Annotated in this window: 19 protein-coding genes and 1 pseudogene; 14 read left to right on the top strand and 6 right to left on the bottom strand. The window is 61.9% G+C overall.

Annotated features, from left to right (window positions below):
- Position 1 precedes the first annotated feature (1 nt).
- Together HSR6_RS05825 and HSR6_RS05820 are read right to left on the bottom strand one after the other, a co-directional pair.
- Positions 2-2,455 (bottom strand): efflux RND transporter permease subunit, encoded by a 2,454-nt coding sequence (locus tag HSR6_RS05825; RefSeq protein ID WP_071933089.1) that lies wholly within the window; start codon positions 2,453-2,455, stop codon positions 2-4.
- A gap of 3 nt (positions 2,456-2,458) precedes the next feature.
- Entirely contained in the window at positions 2,459-4,303 is a 1,845-nt protein-coding gene (locus HSR6_RS05820) for a COG1361 S-layer family protein (protein WP_071933088.1), read from the bottom strand.
- Positions 4,304-4,457: 154 nt separating this feature from the next.
- Here HSR6_RS05820 and HSR6_RS05815 point away from each other — a divergent pair, with 154 nt between their 5' ends.
- On the top strand, positions 4,458-4,739 hold the full coding sequence (locus tag HSR6_RS05815; RefSeq protein WP_070365935.1) for a PadR family transcriptional regulator: 282 nt from the start codon (positions 4,458-4,460) through the stop codon (positions 4,737-4,739).
- On the opposite strand, the gene HSR6_RS05810 is transcribed toward HSR6_RS05815, so the two are convergent.
- A complete protein-coding gene (locus HSR6_RS05810; protein ID WP_071933087.1) occupies positions 4,736-5,674 on the bottom strand; it encodes an NAD-dependent epimerase/dehydratase family protein in 939 nt (312 codons plus the stop codon). The two genes, HSR6_RS05815 and HSR6_RS05810, sit on opposite strands and share 4 nt — an antisense overlap.
- Positions 5,675-5,762: 88 nt before the next feature.
- Here HSR6_RS05810 and HSR6_RS05805 point away from each other — a divergent pair, with 88 nt between their 5' ends.
- The 10 genes from HSR6_RS05805 to HSR6_RS05760 all read left to right on the top strand — a co-directional run bounded on the left by HSR6_RS05805 (position 5,763) and on the right by HSR6_RS05760 (position 12,733).
- A complete protein-coding gene (locus tag HSR6_RS05805; protein WP_070365009.1) occupies positions 5,763-6,314 on the top strand; it encodes a tRNA (cytidine(56)-2'-O)-methyltransferase in 552 nt (183 codons plus the stop codon).
- 45 nt (positions 6,315-6,359) lie between these two features.
- A complete protein-coding gene (tfe, locus tag HSR6_RS05800; RefSeq protein WP_070365008.1) occupies positions 6,360-6,878 on the top strand; it encodes a transcription factor E in 519 nt (172 codons plus the stop codon).
- Positions 6,878-7,546: a DUF2110 family protein gene (locus HSR6_RS05795; RefSeq protein WP_071933086.1), complete on the top strand. Its 669-nt coding sequence runs from the start codon at positions 6,878-6,880 to the stop codon at positions 7,544-7,546. The genes tfe and HSR6_RS05795 overlap by 1 nt, the downstream gene beginning before the upstream one ends.
- A complete protein-coding gene (locus tag HSR6_RS05790) occupies positions 7,543-8,250 on the top strand; it encodes a DUF5803 family protein (protein ID WP_071933085.1) in 708 nt (235 codons plus the stop codon). The genes HSR6_RS05795 and HSR6_RS05790 overlap by 4 nt, the downstream gene beginning before the upstream one ends.
- A gap of 33 nt (positions 8,251-8,283) precedes the next feature.
- On the top strand, positions 8,284-8,961 hold the full coding sequence (locus HSR6_RS05785) for a competence/damage-inducible protein A (protein ID WP_070365934.1): 678 nt from the start codon (positions 8,284-8,286) through the stop codon (positions 8,959-8,961).
- A 62-nt stretch (positions 8,962-9,023) separates the two neighbouring features.
- A complete protein-coding gene (locus tag HSR6_RS05780; RefSeq protein ID WP_071933084.1) occupies positions 9,024-10,091 on the top strand; it encodes an ATP-NAD kinase family protein in 1,068 nt (355 codons plus the stop codon).
- Positions 10,092-10,156: 65 nt separating this feature from the next.
- Complete coding sequence (locus HSR6_RS05775; RefSeq protein ID WP_070365004.1) at positions 10,157-11,185, top strand: phosphate uptake regulator PhoU; 1,029 nt, start codon at positions 10,157-10,159, stop codon at positions 11,183-11,185.
- A gap of 57 nt (positions 11,186-11,242) precedes the next feature.
- Entirely contained in the window at positions 11,243-11,467 is a 225-nt protein-coding gene (locus tag HSR6_RS05770) for a DUF7123 family protein (RefSeq protein ID WP_070365003.1), read from the top strand.
- Between the two features lie 46 nt (positions 11,468-11,513).
- Positions 11,514-11,933: a CoxG family protein gene (locus tag HSR6_RS05765; protein WP_070365002.1), complete on the top strand. Its 420-nt coding sequence runs from the start codon at positions 11,514-11,516 to the stop codon at positions 11,931-11,933.
- Complete coding sequence (locus tag HSR6_RS05760) at positions 11,930-12,733, top strand: carbon-nitrogen family hydrolase (RefSeq protein ID WP_070365001.1); 804 nt, start codon at positions 11,930-11,932, stop codon at positions 12,731-12,733. Before HSR6_RS05765 ends, HSR6_RS05760 begins: the two co-directional genes overlap by 4 nt.
- 151 nt (positions 12,734-12,884) lie before the next feature.
- On the opposite strand, the gene HSR6_RS05755 is transcribed toward HSR6_RS05760, so the two are convergent.
- Together HSR6_RS05755 and HSR6_RS05750 are read right to left on the bottom strand one after the other, a co-directional pair.
- A complete protein-coding gene (locus HSR6_RS05755) occupies positions 12,885-13,694 on the bottom strand; it encodes an RIO1 family regulatory kinase/ATPase domain-containing protein (protein WP_070365000.1) in 810 nt (269 codons plus the stop codon).
- Between the two features lie 46 nt (positions 13,695-13,740).
- A complete protein-coding gene (locus HSR6_RS05750) occupies positions 13,741-14,175 on the bottom strand; it encodes an adenylyltransferase/cytidyltransferase family protein (protein ID WP_070364999.1) in 435 nt (144 codons plus the stop codon).
- A gap of 248 nt (positions 14,176-14,423) precedes the next feature.
- Here HSR6_RS05750 and HSR6_RS05745 point away from each other — a divergent pair, with 248 nt between their 5' ends.
- The 3 genes and pseudogenes from HSR6_RS05745 to HSR6_RS05735 form a co-directional block, all read left to right on the top strand.
- Positions 14,424-15,293 (top strand): mechanosensitive ion channel family protein, encoded by an 870-nt coding sequence (locus tag HSR6_RS05745; protein ID WP_070364998.1) that lies wholly within the window; start codon positions 14,424-14,426, stop codon positions 15,291-15,293.
- A gap of 384 nt (positions 15,294-15,677) precedes the next feature.
- Positions 15,678-16,763 carry a Na/Pi cotransporter family protein gene (locus HSR6_RS05740; protein WP_083258863.1) on the top strand — a complete coding sequence of 362 codons (1,086 nt, stop codon included), beginning with the start codon at positions 15,678-15,680 and terminating at the stop codon, positions 16,761-16,763.
- A gap of 120 nt (positions 16,764-16,883) precedes the next feature.
- Positions 16,884-17,243: pseudogene (locus HSR6_RS05735) on the top strand (universal stress protein); the annotation flags it as partial.
- 55 nt (positions 17,244-17,298) lie between these two features.
- Here the strand turns inward: HSR6_RS05735 and HSR6_RS05730 are convergent.
- Positions 17,299-17,565 carry a MarR family transcriptional regulator gene (locus tag HSR6_RS05730; RefSeq protein WP_071933083.1) on the bottom strand — a complete coding sequence of 89 codons (267 nt, stop codon included), beginning with the start codon at positions 17,563-17,565 and terminating at the stop codon, positions 17,299-17,301.

The following is a 17,565-nucleotide window of genomic DNA, read 5'->3' as shown; positions in this document are numbered from 1 at the left end:
ATCAGGGAAGTGAAAGCCCACCCACGCTCTCCCAGACGACCACGACCGAGGGCAACACCAGCACCGACGTGAGATAGGAGTAGACGATTGCGATCCCGGTGACAAAGCCGAACTGACCGAGAATCGGTGTCACCGCGATGACCAACACTCCGATCCCGGTCGCGGTCGTGAGCATCGACCCGGTCAGGGCGCCGCCGGTCCCGAACACCGTCTCGTCCAGGGCATCGTGGAGGTTGGAGCCGTCGTACTCGTCGGCGAACCGGTGGGTCATGTGTGCCGAGTAATCGATTCCCAGGCCGATCGCGATCGAGAGCACCGTCGCCGTCATGGCGTTGAACGGGATCCCCAGAGCGCGCATCGTCCCGATGATGAACGACACCGTGAGGACGATCGGCACCAGATTGACGATCCCGAGGGTCGCACTCCCTTCGAGCACCCGATAGATGAAAAGCAGGAAGATCGCGGTGAACCCAAGCGCGACGGCCAGACTCCTGACCGCCGAGTCCAGAATGGTGTCCGACACCGCCTGAAACACGACGATCTGGCCAGTGGCCGTCGCCGAGAGCCGGTACTGGTCGGCCAAGGTCTTCGCGTCTGCGGAGATCGCTTTCTGTGAGGACTCGGCTTCGGTGTCGTAGACGATCCGGGCCGAGCGGTAATCCTCGGTCAGGTACTGACTGGCCTGGCTGGCGTAGGGCGAGGCGAATAGTTCGTCGTAAATTGTCGTGAGATCGTCGTCCGGCACCCCGTCGTCGTTCCGATCGTTCCGCTCCACGAGCGCATCGAACTGTGGGTCAGCCGCGCGATAGTCGTCGATGACATCGATGATGCTCGTCGCGGCTGCCTGCCGTCCGTCCTGCAGGATCGCGTCCGGTGGGTCACGGTTCGCGTGTTCGATCGACTGCAGGGCCGTGTCCCGTCGCATCGAATCCGAGACGTAGACGGTCACCGAGTCCCTGGCAGCGCTCTCGAACTCGGCCTCCAGGAAGTTCAGATCGCGAGTCACGGTGTAGGTCTCCGGGGCGAAGGGTTCGGGGAGCGAGGCGAGATAGTCGGGGACCTCCTCGGGCGGGAGGAAGTCCTCCTCGGAGAACGAGGTGTCGATCCCCGTACCGTACGCGCCGGCTGCCAGTCCGGACACGAGTAACACGGCGAGGAAGATCCGGGGCCCACGGCGGGCGATCAGTACACCCACGTCCAGGGCCGATCCCAGGACGCTCCCTTCACGGCCGATCGGTGCGCTGGCGAAGGCCGGGAACCCGGTGCGTTCCCGATATCGATCGACCTCCAATTTGAGTGCTGGGAGGAAAATGCCGAAGATCAGAAACGTGAAGATGATCCCGATCGCCGCGATCAGGCCGAAATCACGGAGCGGCGGCAGTGAACTGGTGAGATTCGCGGCGAAGCCGATAACCGTCGAGCCAGTCACGATGAAGAAGGCGACGATGAGCTGACGGGTCATGACGTTCATCGACTCGGCGATGCCCACGCCGGTCACCCGCTCTTCCCGATACCGATTGACCGAGTGGATGCCAAAATCGATGCCGACCGCTAACAACAGCGGCGGGACCGCTGTGAGCATCTGGGTGAAGGGGATCCCGGCCAGCCCCATGAACCCGAAGGTCCAGACGATCGTCATCACGAGTGCCAGCAGGCCCACCGCCAGATCGAGGGGGTCACGATAGGCATAGATCAGGAACGTGACAATCAGGAGGATTGCGGCGGGGATCACGAGGATGAGCGAGTCGAAAATCACGCTCGCGAATTCCGCGGAGATGATTCCGGATCCGAAGACCCGGATATCACCACCGCCAGCCGCGACCACTCGCTGGGTTTCGAGCTGGATCGATTGGAGGGGACTGTCGCCGCTCGTGCCGGCCCCGCTTGCCAGTCCGGCCGGGACTTCGTGGGTGATCACGGCGATCGTCGCTCCCGCGGTGGCCGACTCCCGGTTGAAGTCGGTACTCAAGATCCCGGTCAGTCCGGGCTGGGCAGTCGCTGTCCGAACGGCGGCGTCGATCTGCTTCGGTGTGGCCCGCTCGACGGTCCGGATCTGGTCCGCGACGGACCTCGCGCTTGGATCGAGCGTGGTCGCGATCGTGCTGGCGGCACTCCGGGTCGCGGTAACGCGCAATTCGGTCCGGTCTTCGAGCCGTTGCTGGGTTCGCAACATCGTCAAAAGCGCCGGTTTCGAGAGGGCGTTCTCCGAGACCTGTATCAACTGGGTCGTCCCCTCGTCGGCAGCGAAAGCGGGCCCGAACTCCCGGTTCACGTCCTGGAGGGCCGCTTCGGCATCGGTCCCCTCGGAAAACTGACTCGTCCCGGTTTCGGTCGAGACGTTGCCCAGCCCGGCACTCATCAGGAGGGTGATGACCAGGAAGACGAGGATGACCGTCCTGGAGCGCTGGGAGACGATCCCTGCGATCTGTTCGACGATCGCGTCGTGGTCCACCATCGGTCAGCGTCGCCGGTACCAGTAGACGCCACCAGCAAGCAGTGCGATGCCTACCAGGACGGCGACGATCGGCAGGAAGCCCCCACCTTCCTGTTCCGTGACGGTGACCGGAACCTGGACGGTTTCCGTGAGCTTCGTATCCCCGCTCTCCTCGTACTGGACGTCCATCGACAGTGGATAGTCCTTCGTCAACGCGCCTGCCCCCGCGGCGACCTCGAAGGTCACCGTCGAGGATTCGCCCGGCTTGAGTGCGCTGATGTAGCCCTCGTCGTCATCGGCCGAGAGTGGGTCGTCCGCGAAGATCTTCGGGTTGACGTCGCTGACGGGCAACTCACCGGTGTTTGTCAGTTCGACGGCGATTTCCCCACTCTCGCCGGCCGCGATCGTGGCGTTCGTGGCCGTAATGTCGAACCGATCTTTCCGTGGTTCGATCGTCGTTCGAACGTTGTAGGGCCCCATCTCGAAGTCACGGTCGTCCTCCTCGTACTGTACCTGGAAGGCGAGTTGTCGGGGGATCGCTTCGGCGTTCGAGGAAACCTCGATCGGGTATCGGACCGTCGTGGACTCGTTCTTGGCCAGTGCCCCGATCGCGTATTCGGTCTCCAGGGGATGGATGTTCTGTCCGGCCCCGGGCAGGCTGAGCACCAGGTCTTCGACGTTCGGTCCGTTGTTTGTAACTTCGAGTTCGAGCACTCCTTCTTCGCCGACCCGGAGCGTCGAATCGGTGCGTTCGAGGACGAACCGATCACGCTCGTCCGCGACCGGTGCCATGACCGTCGTCTCGCCGGTTCGTTGGAGGTTCCCGTTCGCGTCCGCATAGGAAAGCGCAAGTGAGAGTCGCTGGGGCGTCGGTTCGGCCGTGGGTGCGATCGTAATCGGGAGGGTCACGGTCCGAGTTTCCCCGACAGGGATGGTTCCGACGCCGTACTGGGACATCTCGGGTTGAACAGCCGGCCCGGTCTGTCCCAATTCGAGGACTGCGTTTGCCATCTCTCGGGGGCCCGTGTTCCGCAGCGTTGCGACGACCTCGCCCCGTTCACCGACCCGTAACGTGCTGTCCAGAGCGGTGACGTCGAACGACCGGTCCTCGGTGACGAGCACTTCAGCCGTGGCGGGGAGCGCGGTCATATCGATTCCATTGGGCTTCTCGTACTCGACGACACTCCGAATCGCGTGCGCGCCGGGATTCGTTCCGGAAACTGCGGTGGCGTCGACGGTCACCGTTCGGCTCTCATCCGGCTCCCACTCCGCGACGAACTGTGTTGCCATTCCGGACTGGCCGCCGACACGTAACCCAGATCCTTGTGCTGTGGTTTGCACGGTGGCGTCGTGGGCCGTCTGAGTCCCGACGTTCTTCAGGCTTACTGCGAGTTCGTTCGTCCCGCCCGACGGCACGGTTCCGTTCACCGAATCCACGGCGAAGTGTGCTCGATCCTCGACGATTACCTCCGCGTCGACAGTTTTCCAGCCGGTGTTGTTGACGGGCCCGTACTCGTATTCGAGATCGATCTCAAGATCGTAGGTTCCCGGCTCGATATCTTCCGGGACTTCGACCGTGAACGCCCCGGTCACCGGCTGTCCGTAAGCAATCGGCTCGATGAATTTCGTGCCCGAACGAACGGTGATCGGAGTCGAACCACTCTCCATCTCGGCGGTCACGACCCGGGCCGGCGGTGCGTCATCGTCGTCGTTCGTGAACGTCACTATGACCTGTTGTGTCTGGCCGGGCGCGACCGATGGCTCGGAAACCGTCGCGTCGATGTCGGGTTCTTCCTGTGCTGCGACTGGAACCGAGGCGACAGTCAAGCCGATAACGAGAACGAAAAGCAGGGGGAGAAGTCGTTTCATGGCTTGGAGTTGTTGGGACAAATGTCGTATCGAACGGGCATAAATCGTCGCATATCCACAATTTCGGATCGGCGATGGATGGCTCGACGCGACCGTCAAATGTAGGCGGGCGACGATGTTAATAGGCTGTGCGACATATCTCGAAGCAAGGATGATGGATGACTTGACAGGGTTCCAACGGGACCTACTGACGGTTATTGCCGGGTTAGAGGGGCCAAACGGGCTGGAAATCAAATCGGAGATGGAGGACTACTACGAGTCAACGATCAATCACGGCCGGCTGTACCCCAACCTCGATACCCTGGTCGAGCGGGACCTCGTCGAGAAGACCAAACAGGACGAACGGACCAACGCCTACCACGTCACCGACGACGGGCTTGCCTTGCTCGAGGAACGCCGCGAGTGGGAGTCTCAGTACGTCCAGCCGACAGCTTAACTTTCCGTCCGCCCCTCGTAAAGTCGCTCAGCAGCCCGACGGACCGCCTCGTTGCTCGATTCGTCCGGTTCCCATCCCAGTGCGCGAACCTTCTCGATCGAGAGTCGCATCTTTGGCACGTCGCCGGTCCAGCCACGGTCGCCACCGGAGAACTCATACGCCGGATCGAGCCCCATGACGTCGCTGACGATGTCCGCGATTTCGATCACCGAGGTCGTGGTTCTGGTCCCGAGGTTGAATACGTTTCGCGCCCCGGTCGCCTGTTCGACGACTGTGAGCATCCCGTCCACACACGCCTCGATCGACATGTAGGACTTCTCCTGGCGGCCGTTGCCCTTGATCTGTAAGGTCTCGGGATCGGCCTGGAGTTTCTCGATGAAGTCGACGATTACGGCCCCGGACTGGAGTCGCGGGCCCACGATGTTCGCAAAGCGGAAGATCCAGGCGGTCAGGTCCGCGCTGTGAACGTAGGTGGAGACGAGTGCCTCCTCGGCGGTCTTTCCCGCGCCATACGCGCTGATCGGTTCCTGGGGGTAGTCTTCCGGTGTCGGCCGGGGGGCCTCCCCGTACACGGTCGAAGAGGAGGTAAAGGCGATGTGTTCGACACCGACCTCGGCCATACGCTCCAGAATCGAGAGGGTCATTCCGGTGTTCTCCTCGAACTGCGAGCGGGGGTTCGGGTCGTTCACGTCCTTTCTGGCGGCCAGGTGAAAGACCACGTCAGTCTCGGCGTCGATGGCATCGGCGACGACGCTGTCCCGGGTGAGGTCGCCATGGACGAACGACGCCCTTTCGGGGATCCACTCGCGCCGGCCGTTCGAGAGGTCGTCGACGACGGTAACCGACGCGTCCATGGCGAGCAGGCGTTCTGCGAGATGAGAACCGACGAAGCCCGCGCCACCGGTCACGACTACCTGGCTTCCGAACAGATCCATACGGGCGGATCCGAACCGGCGGTCAAATGTTTTGCGGTACTCGCAGGGGAATCACAACATATTCCCCCTGCAGGGCGAATGCTGCGGTATGCAGGACGACCGTTCGGTGACGGTGCTTCGCCTGGGACACCGACCGGGTCGGGACGACCGGATGACGACCCACGTCGGGCTCACGGCGCGCGCACTGGGCGCGGACGAAGTGATCTTCCCCGCGAACGCCACCGACGCCCTGGAGACGACCCGGGACGTCACCGAGCGGTTCGGTGGGCCCTTCGAAGCGAGGCCGACGGACTCGCCGGTTGGTGACGTGCGGGGCTGGGACGGTCCCGTCGTCCACCTCACGATGTACGGGGAGCCGGTCCAGGAACGGGTGGGAACCATCCAAGCCGAATCAGTTGGCCAGGATCTGCTGGTGGTCGTCGGCTCGGAGAAAGTTCCATTCGATGTGTACGAGGCGGCCGACTGGAACGTCGGCGTGACGAACCAGCCCCACTCGGAAGTCGCAGCTCTGGCCGTGTTTCTCGATCGGTATTTCGACGGTCGGGAACTCGATCGGACCTTCGAGAACGCCGAGCGCCGGGTCGTCCCGACGGCACTTGGCAAGGAGGTCACAGAGCCAACGGATAGTGAGCCCGAGTAGACGGCTCAAAAGACTTACCTACCGTGGCGGTCCCAAACATATACAATGGCTTTTGAGGAGCTACTCGAGGACCCTGTCATCCAGAAGTACCTCAACGAGTTGGTGGGGCCCAAGGGCATGCCCGTCGCCGCGGCCCCGCCGGACGGTGAGGTGACCGACGAGGAGCTCGCGGAGCGACTGGGGCTCGAACTCAACGACGTTCGACGCGCCCTCTTCATCCTCTACGAGAACGATCTGGCGTCGTATCGCCGCGTCCGGGACGAGGACTCCGGCTGGCTCACCTACCTCTGGACGTTCGAATACGAACACATCCCGGGCAATCTCCATGAGGAGATGGAACGGCTTCTCGAGGCGCTGGAGGAACGCCGTGAGTACGAGTTGAACAACGAGTTTTACCTCTGTCCGGAGTGCTCGATCCGTTTCGAGTTCGGCGAAGCGATGGATCTGGGCTTTACGTGTCCGGAGTGTGGATCCCAGCTCGAAGCGATGAGTAACGACGAGTTGATCGGCGCCGTCGACGAGCGCATTGGCGAACTGAGAAGCGAACTCGGGCTGGCGACATAATGGTCGTCCTCGCATCCAAGGTATACGTTCACGGCGGGGCCCGGGAACGGGCGCTTGATTCACTCGAATCGCTCGTCGGCAACGCCATCGGCGACCTCGACGTGCAGTTCGAGGTCGGGCTCAGACACGATGACTTTCCGACGGTGACTGTCGAGGGACCCGACGCCGTCGTCGCCAGGAATTTGCTCCGTGAGGAGTGGGGCGAAATCGTGCCCGACCCCGAACCGGGCACCGTCGCGACGGGGACACTCGAATCGTGGGATGAAGACGGCTTCACGCTCGATGCCGGGGACACGGTCCGGATTCCGGCCACGGAGATCGACCTCGGCGGTGGCTCTCCGTCACAGATCCGCAAGCGGTTCGGGCTGGTTCAGCACCTTCCGATTCGCTACGAGGCGGGTGACACACCTCGAATCGCCGACGTGGAACGTGACCGACTGTACGACTGGCAGCGGGCGGAGACCGGGCGGGTCAACGTCAACAGTGCGACGCGGGCGGAAGTACGCGCCACGGTCAATCGGGCCGGTCATGCCGGGGACATCATCACGGTCGAACGGCTCGGATTGCTCGAACAGAGCATCGTCTGCAAGCCGGGGACGGACCCGCCAGGTCTGCTCGCAAGCATCGGTTCGTACCTCGATTCGGAACTCCTTGCCGTCGTCCCATGAAACGTCTCCTCGCCGCGCTCGCACTGGTTGGCCTGGTCGCGCTGGCGGGCTGTACCGGCGGGGTCGTCGATCAAAACGCACTGGACGAACAGGCAACGTACGACTGGAACAGCTCCGCAGACGTGTCGGTCAACGTTACTGGTGGAAGCTATCAGTCGGTGACCAGGCTGGGCAACCAGTCGAACGTGAGTCTCTTCGGGCCCGGAGAATTCGGCGGTGAATCCGCAATTCCCGTGTCGGCGGTTCAGTATCAGTACCCGAATGGAACGGTCGTCAACGCCTCGGCGGTCGAAGTAGCCGAACGGGACGATCGAACCGTCATCGAAGCGCCCCGTAGCGGCGGGAAAGTCGCCTACCGGGCGACAGTACAGTCCAATCGCCTCTTCCTCCCGGTGACCGTGAACGGCAGTTACGCCGTCACGCTGCCCGAGGGCAGGGACGTGAGTCTGCCGGTCATCGGTCGGGCGACCCCGGGCGACTACGAGGTCGACCGAACTGGAGACCGGGTGACACTCACCTGGTCGAACCCGGACAGCCAGCTCATTACCGTCGAGTATTATCAGGAGCGGAATCTCTACATCTTCGCCGGGCTGGTGGGGCTGCTGGGTTTGATCGCTGCCGCTGGCATGCTGTACTTCCGAACGCAACTGCGGCAACTCGCGCGCCGAACTGGCGAGATCGGACCGGACGACGGGCGAGAGTGACTACCAATGACAGCGGAGACCGAACCCGAGTCGATGACTGTTGCCCTATTGACCGTCGGCGACGAGCTGTTGGCGGGTGAGACGGAGAATACGAACGCGTCCTGGCTCGCACGGCGACTGCAGGATCGCGGTGCGAGCCTCAGACGGATCGTCGTCGTTCCCGACGAACTGACGGCGATCGCAGAAACGCTCTGCTCGCTCGTGGCCGAGCACGACGCGGTGATCGTCACTGGTGGATTGGGACCGACCCACGACGACGTGACGATGGAAGCCGTTGCACAGGCCTTCGACAGTGAGATGGAACCACATTCGGACGCGATCGAGTGGTTCGAGCACGAAACCGAGTACGCCATCCCGGACCTGGTCGAGGGCACGACTCACCTGCCGGCCGGCGCCGAGTTCCTTCCGAACCCGGAAGGAGTGGCCCCCGGCGCGAAAGTCGAATCGGTGTATGTCCTGCCGGGTGTTCCTCGCGAAATGAAGGCAATGTTCGAGTTGATCGCGCCGGCCTTCGATGGACCGACAGCGACCACCACGGTACTCACGTCCGAGAAACCCGAAAGCCAACTGGTCGATGTCCTCGCCGAGACGACCCGACGGTTCGACGTGCAGGTCGGGAGTTACCCCGACGAGATGGTCACGATCCGGATTCAGGGGACCAACACGGAAGCGGTGGAGTCGGCGGCCGCGTGGCTCGATTCGCGGTTGTAACACCAGTCTTGCAGGCTGCTGGGATCGGCGAGATTTTGAGGGTGCCTCCCCGAGTAGTGGCCATGCGAAGGATCGGTTTCGTCGTGAATCCAATCGCCGGAATGGGTGGTCGCGTCGGACTCAAAGGGACCGACGGCAACGTCGAAGAAGCCCGGGAACGGGGCGCTGAACAGCGCGCGCCGGAACGTGGTGCGGCCGCGCTGAAAGCCCTCGCGGAGCAGGACGATTCGGTGTCCGTGGTGACCTGGGGGGCCGAGATGGGGGCCGAGAAGGCCGCCCAGGTCGGTGTCGACGTCGAAGTTCTGGGTGAGCCTGCGGGCGAGGAGACATCCCGATCGGATACGATTGCGGCTGTCGAGGCTTTTCTCGACCGGGACGTAGATCTCGTCCTCTTTGTTGGTGGCGACGGCACTGCCGTGGACGTGTACGAGACAATCGCAGCGACGGACGAGGAGACGCCGATGCTCGGCGCGCCGGCCGGTGTCAAGGTGTACTCCTCGGTCTTTGCCGTCTCACCGGAAGCGGCGGGGAAAATCGCGGCCTCGTTCGACCGAACCGAGACCCGTGAGGTCAACGACATCGACGAGGATGCCTACCGCGAGGGCGAGGTCCGGGCCGAACTCAAGGGATTGGCGACGGTACCGGTCGCGGAGGATCTCCAGTCCTCGAAACAGATCCTGGGTGGAGACGTCCAGGGGCTTGCGACCGGGATCGCCGAGGAGGCCGACCCCGACACGACTTACGTTCTGGGGCCTGGTGGGACTCTGGACGTCGTCAAATCGGCGTTCGGGATCGATGGAACACCACTGGGGGTAGATGTAGTTCGAGATGGCGAACTCCTGGTCGCCGACGCCTCGGAGGATGAAATCCTGGAGGTGCTCGGTGAGAAAAACGAAGTCGTCGTCTCGCCGATCGGGGGGCAAGGGTTCATCTTCGGTCGTGGGAACGATCAGATCTCACCGGCGGTCATCCGTCAATCCGACGTGACCGTCGTCGCTTCTGGTGAGAAGATGCAGTCGACAGACGTGTTGCGAGTCGATACTGGCGACTCGGAGCTGGACGAATCCCTGCGTGGCTGGATGCGCGTTCGGGTTGGCCGTGTCGAGGAACGAATGGTAAAGGTCGTCTAAGCGGACCCGCATCGCTACCCGAACTATGGGTCAAGTATAAGGTCGCCAGTAAATGTATAAGGTGTATGGATACCAGGAAGGTCCAGCGGCTCGGCCCCTCCACGCTCGCGATGACGCTCCCGGCGAAGTGGGCCCGGGAGAACGGCGTCGAGAAAGGCGATGAGGTCACCGTGCGGACGAGTGCCGAAGGAACACTCTCTGTCACGCCTGAATCGGCTCGGGGCGAGGAGACCGAGGCGACGATCACGGTCGGTGATTTCGACGCCGACGCCGTCGAACGGGCGATCATCGGCCAGTACGTCCTCGGTCGACGAGTTATCCACGTGACCGCCGAAGACACCCTCGAAGGCCCGCACATCAACGCGGTCTACGACGCGGAATCCCAACTGATGGGCCTGGGCGTCATCGAGGAGACTCCCGAGCGAATCACCATTCGGTGCTCGGTTGACCCCGAAGACTTCGATCTCGCGAATCTGCTCACGCGACTGGAGAACACCGGTCGAACCATGCGCAACGAGGCGATGAAGGCCCTGGCGAGGAACAACCACGAACTCGCCGAGCGGGCGCTGAACCGGGAGCGCCAGGCGAACAAGATCTTCGTCCTGCTCCTGCGACTGATCTTTACTGCCTATCGAAATCCCTCCCTAGCTCGCACGATGGGCCTCTCTGATGGTTTTCCGCTCATCGCCTACCGCTCGGTGGCGAAGAACCTGGAACTCATCGCCGACAACGCGGAGAACATGGCCGAGATCGTGCTGGACGCCGACGACGATCGGTTAGGACTTGACGATCCGACAGTCCGACGCATTCGGGACCACACCGAACGGGTGGACGAACTCACGGAGATGGCCGTGGAGGCGATCGTCTCCCGGGACTTCGAGACTGCCAGGGAGGCCCAGGCCACGTTTATGGAGCTCTCGGAACGCGAACTGGGCATCATGCGGGACCTCCCCGAACTGTCGAAAAAGCGATTGTTGCAGATCCGCGAGGTGCTCGTGGCGTTGCAGCAGACGGCGGAACACGCCGTCAGAATCGTCGAAATCGCCTCGAACCTGGCGCTCAACGAATCCTCCGAGTTCACGACTATTTCCTGACCCGCCCCGTCGACGGTTCTGAAAGGGTTTTACGCGCTGAACGGGTACTCACAATCGATGAGTGACTTCACGGAGGACGAAAAGCGGATCTTGTCCTACCTCCGGGAGAAGGCTAGTCGGGGCCAGGAGTACTTCCGGGCTCGGAGCATCGCCGATTCACTCGGCCTCTCCTCGAAACAGGTCGGCGTCCGCCTGGCCCGACTCGGCGAGAAAGCCGAAGATGTCCGGATCGAGAAATGGGGTCGATCGCGGTCCACCACCTGGCGAGTCGAACGCGCTTGATCCCCGGAAGGGGGACGTTTTTGGGACCCGGCGTGCAAACACCAGTATGACCGCTCGGGTCGAACGGGAGTTTACCGTTTCCGCGTCGCCGGAGGCCGTCTGGGAGTTCATCTCCGATCCCGGGAACCGGGCCCGGGCCATCAGCGTCGTCGATCGGTTCGAGACCAAAGGAGAGACGACCACCTGGTTCATCGAACTGCCGATTCCGATGGTTCGAAAGACCTTCCGCGTGCGGACCCGGACCGTGGAGCTCACCCCGCCGGAGTACGTCCGCTTCGAGGGTAACTCCTCGGTGTTCGACGTGCTGGGTGAGCACCGAATCGTGCCAGGCGAGGAGGAAACGACCATTGTCAACACGTTTACCGTGGACGGTCACGCACCTGGGGTCGAGTCCTTTTTCAAACGGAACCTGGACGGGGAGATTCGGAACCTGGAGACCGCATTGAAATCACATCTCGAAGAATGAAATTCGGGGCGCTCCAGATCGAAGTCAAGGGCGGGGATCCCACAGGAAATCTCGAACGGGCGGAGCGAGCCATCGAGACCGCCGTCGATCGGGGCGCCGATCTTCTCTCGTTGCCGGAGCTCTGGAGCGTGGGCTACTTCGCAACCGAGGCGTACGAACGTTTGGCGGAGCCACTTTCCGGGCCGACGCTCGACCGGATTGGGACACTCGCTGACCGACACGACGTGGCAATCGTCGCCGGCAGCATCATCGAGGACCTGGAACAGACAGCGGGTGAGACACCCGCCGAAAGCGGGCTAGCCAATACCGCGGTCCTGTTCGACGAGTCTGGGGCGCGACAGGCTATCTACCGCAAACACCACCTCTTCGGGTACGAATCGAGGGAACAAGAACTGTTGACTCCTGGCGACTCCCTCGGCATTGCCGAAATCGGCGGGTTGACAGTTGGACTCACGACTTGCTACGATCTCCGATTCCCGGAACTCTACCGGAGACTCCAGGAGGAGGGAGTTACGCTCGTCGTCGTTCCCAGTGCGTGGCCGTATCCTCGCATCGAACACTGGACGACTTTGACTCGTGCCCGTGCCGTTGAAAATTTGACCTATCTCGCTGGCGTGAACGGCGTGGGGAGGGCTGGCGGTCAGGCGTTGATCGGCCGCTCGCGTGTCATTGGCCCGTGGGGTACGATTCGTGGGAGTGCCGGGACCGAACCGGACACGCTCCTCGTCGACCTGAACCCAAAACGCGTTCAGACGGTCCGGGACCGCTTTCCGGCCCTCGAAGACCGGCGGGATATGTGAAAGCTGCTCGAACAGGTTTATAACGACGGAGGTCTCAGTGTCCACTGCCGGTCACCGACGCTTTTCTCGTCGACGACCGGTATGCCCGCCACAGCCCGTCCTCCCCCCCCCCTCCCCGGGCCACAACGGGCTTTCCCCTCCGCCTTCGGCTTCAGGATGGTCGATCCGAAGCGATCGTATTTATCTCCCCTTTCACAGCCGCCGCGTCGAAGTCGTGATCCGGGCGGATGTTGACGAAATCGAGAAAGTCCACGGCTTCGAGCACGACCTCGATTCCGTACTCGGATACAGCCCCATCCACAGCGTCGGCAGCGCCGACGAGCGGTTCCAGTGTTCCGAGTGCACAGGCCAGGTCGTACGCCCGTGCCTGGGGGATTCCTCGTTTCCGGACGGCCGTCGCATCGATGAAGTACACCTCGCCGTCGAGAACGAGGACGTTCTCCGCCCGAAGATCGCCGTGTGTCAACTCGTTGTGATGCATCGCCGAGAGGGCCCCAAACAGGTCCGGGAGGACCTCTCGCACCCCGTCAGGTGAGAGCTCATCCAACGTTTGGAACCCATCCAGATAATCCAGAACGACGACCCCCACGGCCCCGACTTCGAAGGCTTCGATTGGGGCCGGCGCGTTGACACCCGCCGCCCGCATCTGTCTCGTCGCGTCGAGTTCGTGACGGGCCATCGCGCCCGGGTCCTCGAAGTGTTCGAAAAAGCCCTCGCTCCCGCTCGAAAACGCACCAATGTTCCGTGCGCCGGTGAAAACGGCGTGGACGAACGCGTTCCGGGGCGTGATGATCTTGACGAACCACTGGCGGTCGACCACACAGGGGATCGACAGCCAGTTTTCGGCCTCGAGGAATTCGATCCTGACGTAGTCCCGATCGTAGCGACTGGCGAGTTCCCGGCCGACCGCTTCCAGGGTATCCCAGCCGACAGTTCCTCGAACCAATTCGCGAACGCTCACGGACGAACTGACGAGGTGGATTCCTAAAACGGTTTCCTGGAGCGGACTACTCGGACCCCCGCTGTTCGAGGATCCGGTCGATGATGGCCCCCGTCGAGAGGATTTCCTCGTCGTATCGCGGTTCACGACCCGTGACACGGTCGACCCGGCAGTCGATCCCCCGTTCGGCGAGTGCCTCGCGAATCCCGTCGGCGTCGTGGTGTTGATCGAACCCGAGCGCGATCACGTCGGGATCGATCTCCTCGATGGGGGCGAAGATGTCGGTCTCGTGGCCGACGTGGGCGACGTCGACCGTTTCGAGGGCTGCGATCACGTCCCGCCGCTGTCGGTTCGACAACACCGGCGGTTCCTTGTGAGTGACGTTCTGTCGGCGGGCGACGATGACGTGAAGCTCATCGCCCATGGCCTTTGCTTCCTGAAGATAGTGGAGATGACCGGGATGGACGATATCGAACGTTCCCTGAGCGACGACTCGTGTCATGCTATGGCAATTTCCCCCTCATTGATAGTCACGGCGTGGTCCGGCTGCTCGGCCGCCCCAGTCGTGATTTCGATACCGGAGCGGTATCGGACATGACGCGGTCTTGTAGGCGGGCCTTGCTAAGCGTACCGATTGAAGCGTGGAACCTCGAGCCCGATGGCCTTCCAGTCGGAGCCGCCAAACTGTCTCGGGGCCAGGATATCATGACATAGTATTAAGAAATAGCTGCGCCAAGATTGAGTCGTGGTATGATACCAATTCAACTCCGGTTCGCCGTCGAACCGTACGTACCGCTCCTATTGACCGCTCTCACGAGGGTTTTTCTGTTCCTGGTCGTCTTCGGGCTGCTGTATTGGCTGGGTAAACCCATCGTCACGCGGGCGGTCCGATCGGCACTCGAGCAACGCGGGTTCGAAGAGACCCTCATCTCCCTCGCGGTTAGCGTGGCCAGCGGGGTCACAGTGGTATTCGCGATCGCGATCGCCGCGACCGTGGCCGGTTTCGGTGTCGTGCTCGCCGCGTTCGCGACTCTGGCTGGCGCCCTCGCCCTGGCTGTTGGGTTTGCGGCCCGGGATCTCATCGCCAACTTCGTCGCGGGGATTTTTATCCTTCAGGACAAGCCGTTCGTCGTCGGCGACTGGATCGAATGGAACGGCAACAGCGCCGTCGTTCGGGACATCGAGCTCCGGGTGACGAAACTGGATACCTTCGATAACGAGCTGGTCACGGTCCCGAACAGCGAACTCGCAAGCAACGCCGTCTTCAACAACGTGGCGAACGACCGGCGCCGAATCGCAGTCGGCTTCGGGATCGGCTATGGCGACGATATTCAGGAAGCCCGTGCAGCCATTCTCGAGGAGGCTGCGCAGATCGACGGCGTGCTCGAAGAACCGGAGCCGAGCGCTCCGGTCGTGGAACTTGGAGACTCCGCGGTCGTCCTTTCGGGGCGGATCTGGATCGATCCCCAGGAAGACGGGTACGGTGGAGTCCGAGCCCAGTTCGTCGAGGCCGTCAAGGAGCGCTTCGACGAGGCGGGGATCGACATGCCCTACCCGACGAACGAACTCACCGGCGAAATCGATGTTAATGACCTCGGGGCTCCGGCCCCGAGTGACTGACCGAGTTTCGGCCCTCGTGGGACTTGTATTCGACTCCCGGCCGTTCCGTGGCTCATCCGACGGGTTCTCGATGACGATGGTTTTGGAGCGTCGATTGTAGCCTGAGTTTGTTCTGATCTGAGATGATTAGACCCACGAAAATGTGATGGGAACCGGAAGACCTTCCCAGAGATTTGGTCGGCAGCCGAAGGGTGGCCGAGTCGGCTCGCCCGCCCGATCGGCCAGAGCGTGATCGACCCGAGTAGTTCCCAGAGGGCGTTCAAGAAAGCACGCACGAGAATTGCGCGGTAATAGATGTGCTCTCTCTGTCTACCCCCCTTCCTGGCCGAACGTTTCACTTCCCGGAAATTTTTGTACCCATCCTGCCGTTTCTTCCTGTAGAACGTGCCACATGATGACTCGCGGTTGCTGACGTGGATAAGAGAGTCCGGCCCCGTCCTGTTTGGAGCGCTCGCCGCGCTTGGACTCTTCCTTTTTGCCGTACAGTTGCTTGGGGCCTCGACCGAAGCCGCGGCGGGCCCCCTGGAACGACTCTTCAGACGAATCGTCAGCGGTGACGGTTCGGCACTCGGCGTGAGCTGGCTTGCAACGTACGTGGTGACAAACGGGTCGATCGTCGCTGCAATCTCGGTGTCACTCTTCGACGTATCAATTATTAGCAGTACGGAACTGTTTTTGATGGTGATTGGGTCGCGATTGGGGAGTGCGGCGATGGTCCTGTTTGTCGGGGCGCTGGATTATTTCCAGAAACATCGGTATTCGCTGGGTCATGCCACGGAACTGGGGCTTTTGACCTTCACCGTCACGCACTCAATATACCTCCCAGCGACGGTGCTGGGCTACCTCGTATTGCCATCGCTGGAACACTCGGTCGGCGGTCTCATCGTCGGGAGCGTTCCCGGATTTCAGTTGTTGGTCGTCTTTCAGCCCATTACTCGCGCCGTCGTTTCGTCGCTCGGCGTCTGGCCGGGGCTCGCTATCGCTGTCGGGGTCCTCTTCGCGAGTCTCACGTTGTTCGATCGGACACTCGGTCGGGTCAATACCACGTGGCTCCGCGAGGGGCTTTTCGGTCGGTTTCGGAACCGCTGGGTGGCCTTCGGTATCGGCCTGTTGGTTACTGCTGTTACTACCAGCGTGGTGTTCTCCCTGGGTGTGATCGTTCCACTGTACAATCGAGGCTACGTGAAACGCCGGGAGATAGTACCGTACATCCTCGGTGCGAATATTGGGACGTTTGCCGACACCCTCGCGGTAGCTATTTTACTGGAATCATCGGTGGCGCTACTGGTCATCATGACCGTTTTGGGTACGGGAAGCCTCGTAATTACTGGGTTCCTGGTGTGGTACCCAGCGTACTACCGGGCCGTCGCGAGTATCCACAACCGTCTTGAAACTGATCGACGGGTGCTCGGAGCGTTTTTACTTGCTCTCCTGCTCGTGCCCGTCTTGTTGGTGGCTCTGCCCGTGTAGCACAACTTTCGAGGCCCGAGTTACTTCTTGGGCCGGTTCGAATTGGGAACTATGACCAGTATCGAACGCGTGCTCGTGGCTTTCGATGGGACACAACTTTCCCGGTAGGCCCTCGAGCATGCCCTCGACGTGTATCCCGAGGCATCGATTAGAGTGCTTCACGTGATCGATTACGTAGAAGAGAGTTACAGTGCCAAACTGTTGGTCGGGTCCGAACGGTTGCGCGAGCGGGCCCATGAACGCTCCGAGCGGTTACTCGAACAGGCAGAAGAAATCGCGAACGTAAAGAATCGGTCCATTAGCACCACGACTACAATTGGGCCGGCTCCCCGGGAGATTATCGAGTTCGCAGACAGCCACGACATCGATGTCATCGTTCTCGGGAGTCACGGTCGATCGGGCCTTTCACGGGTGCTTCTCGGATCGGTAGCTGATACGGTGACACGCCGTGCCTCGTCGGCAGTCTGTGTCGTTCGATAATTTGTGTTGCCGCTTCGATTTAGCGGATCCGGGCCGGCCCCAGTAATTTCAGGGGTCAGGCCGGTTCGGGCGTCGATTCGCCCGTCTGTTCCTCGGCCGTCGTGTTTAGTCGGTACAGGCTCTGCCTTGCATCTCGCAGGTACACGTCCTCGGTGATGTAGTTACACTCGTCGAGTCTGTCAAGGGCATAGCGGACCGTCCGGGCGGAGAGGTTCGTCTCCTCGACCAGGGCTTTCTGCGTGAGCGGGGCGTCGTACTCCAGGACCGTGTAGACCAGCTTTGCGCTCGGCGGGAGGTCGTTCAGACAGGGTTCGGGTGCCAT

Source organism: Halodesulfurarchaeum formicicum (assembly GCF_001886955.1).
Lineage (GTDB): Archaea > Halobacteriota > Halobacteria > Halobacteriales > Halobacteriaceae > Halodesulfurarchaeum > Halodesulfurarchaeum formicicum.
The sequence above is the reverse complement of the archived record's forward strand: the minus strand, read 5'-3'. Positions and strand labels throughout refer to the sequence as shown.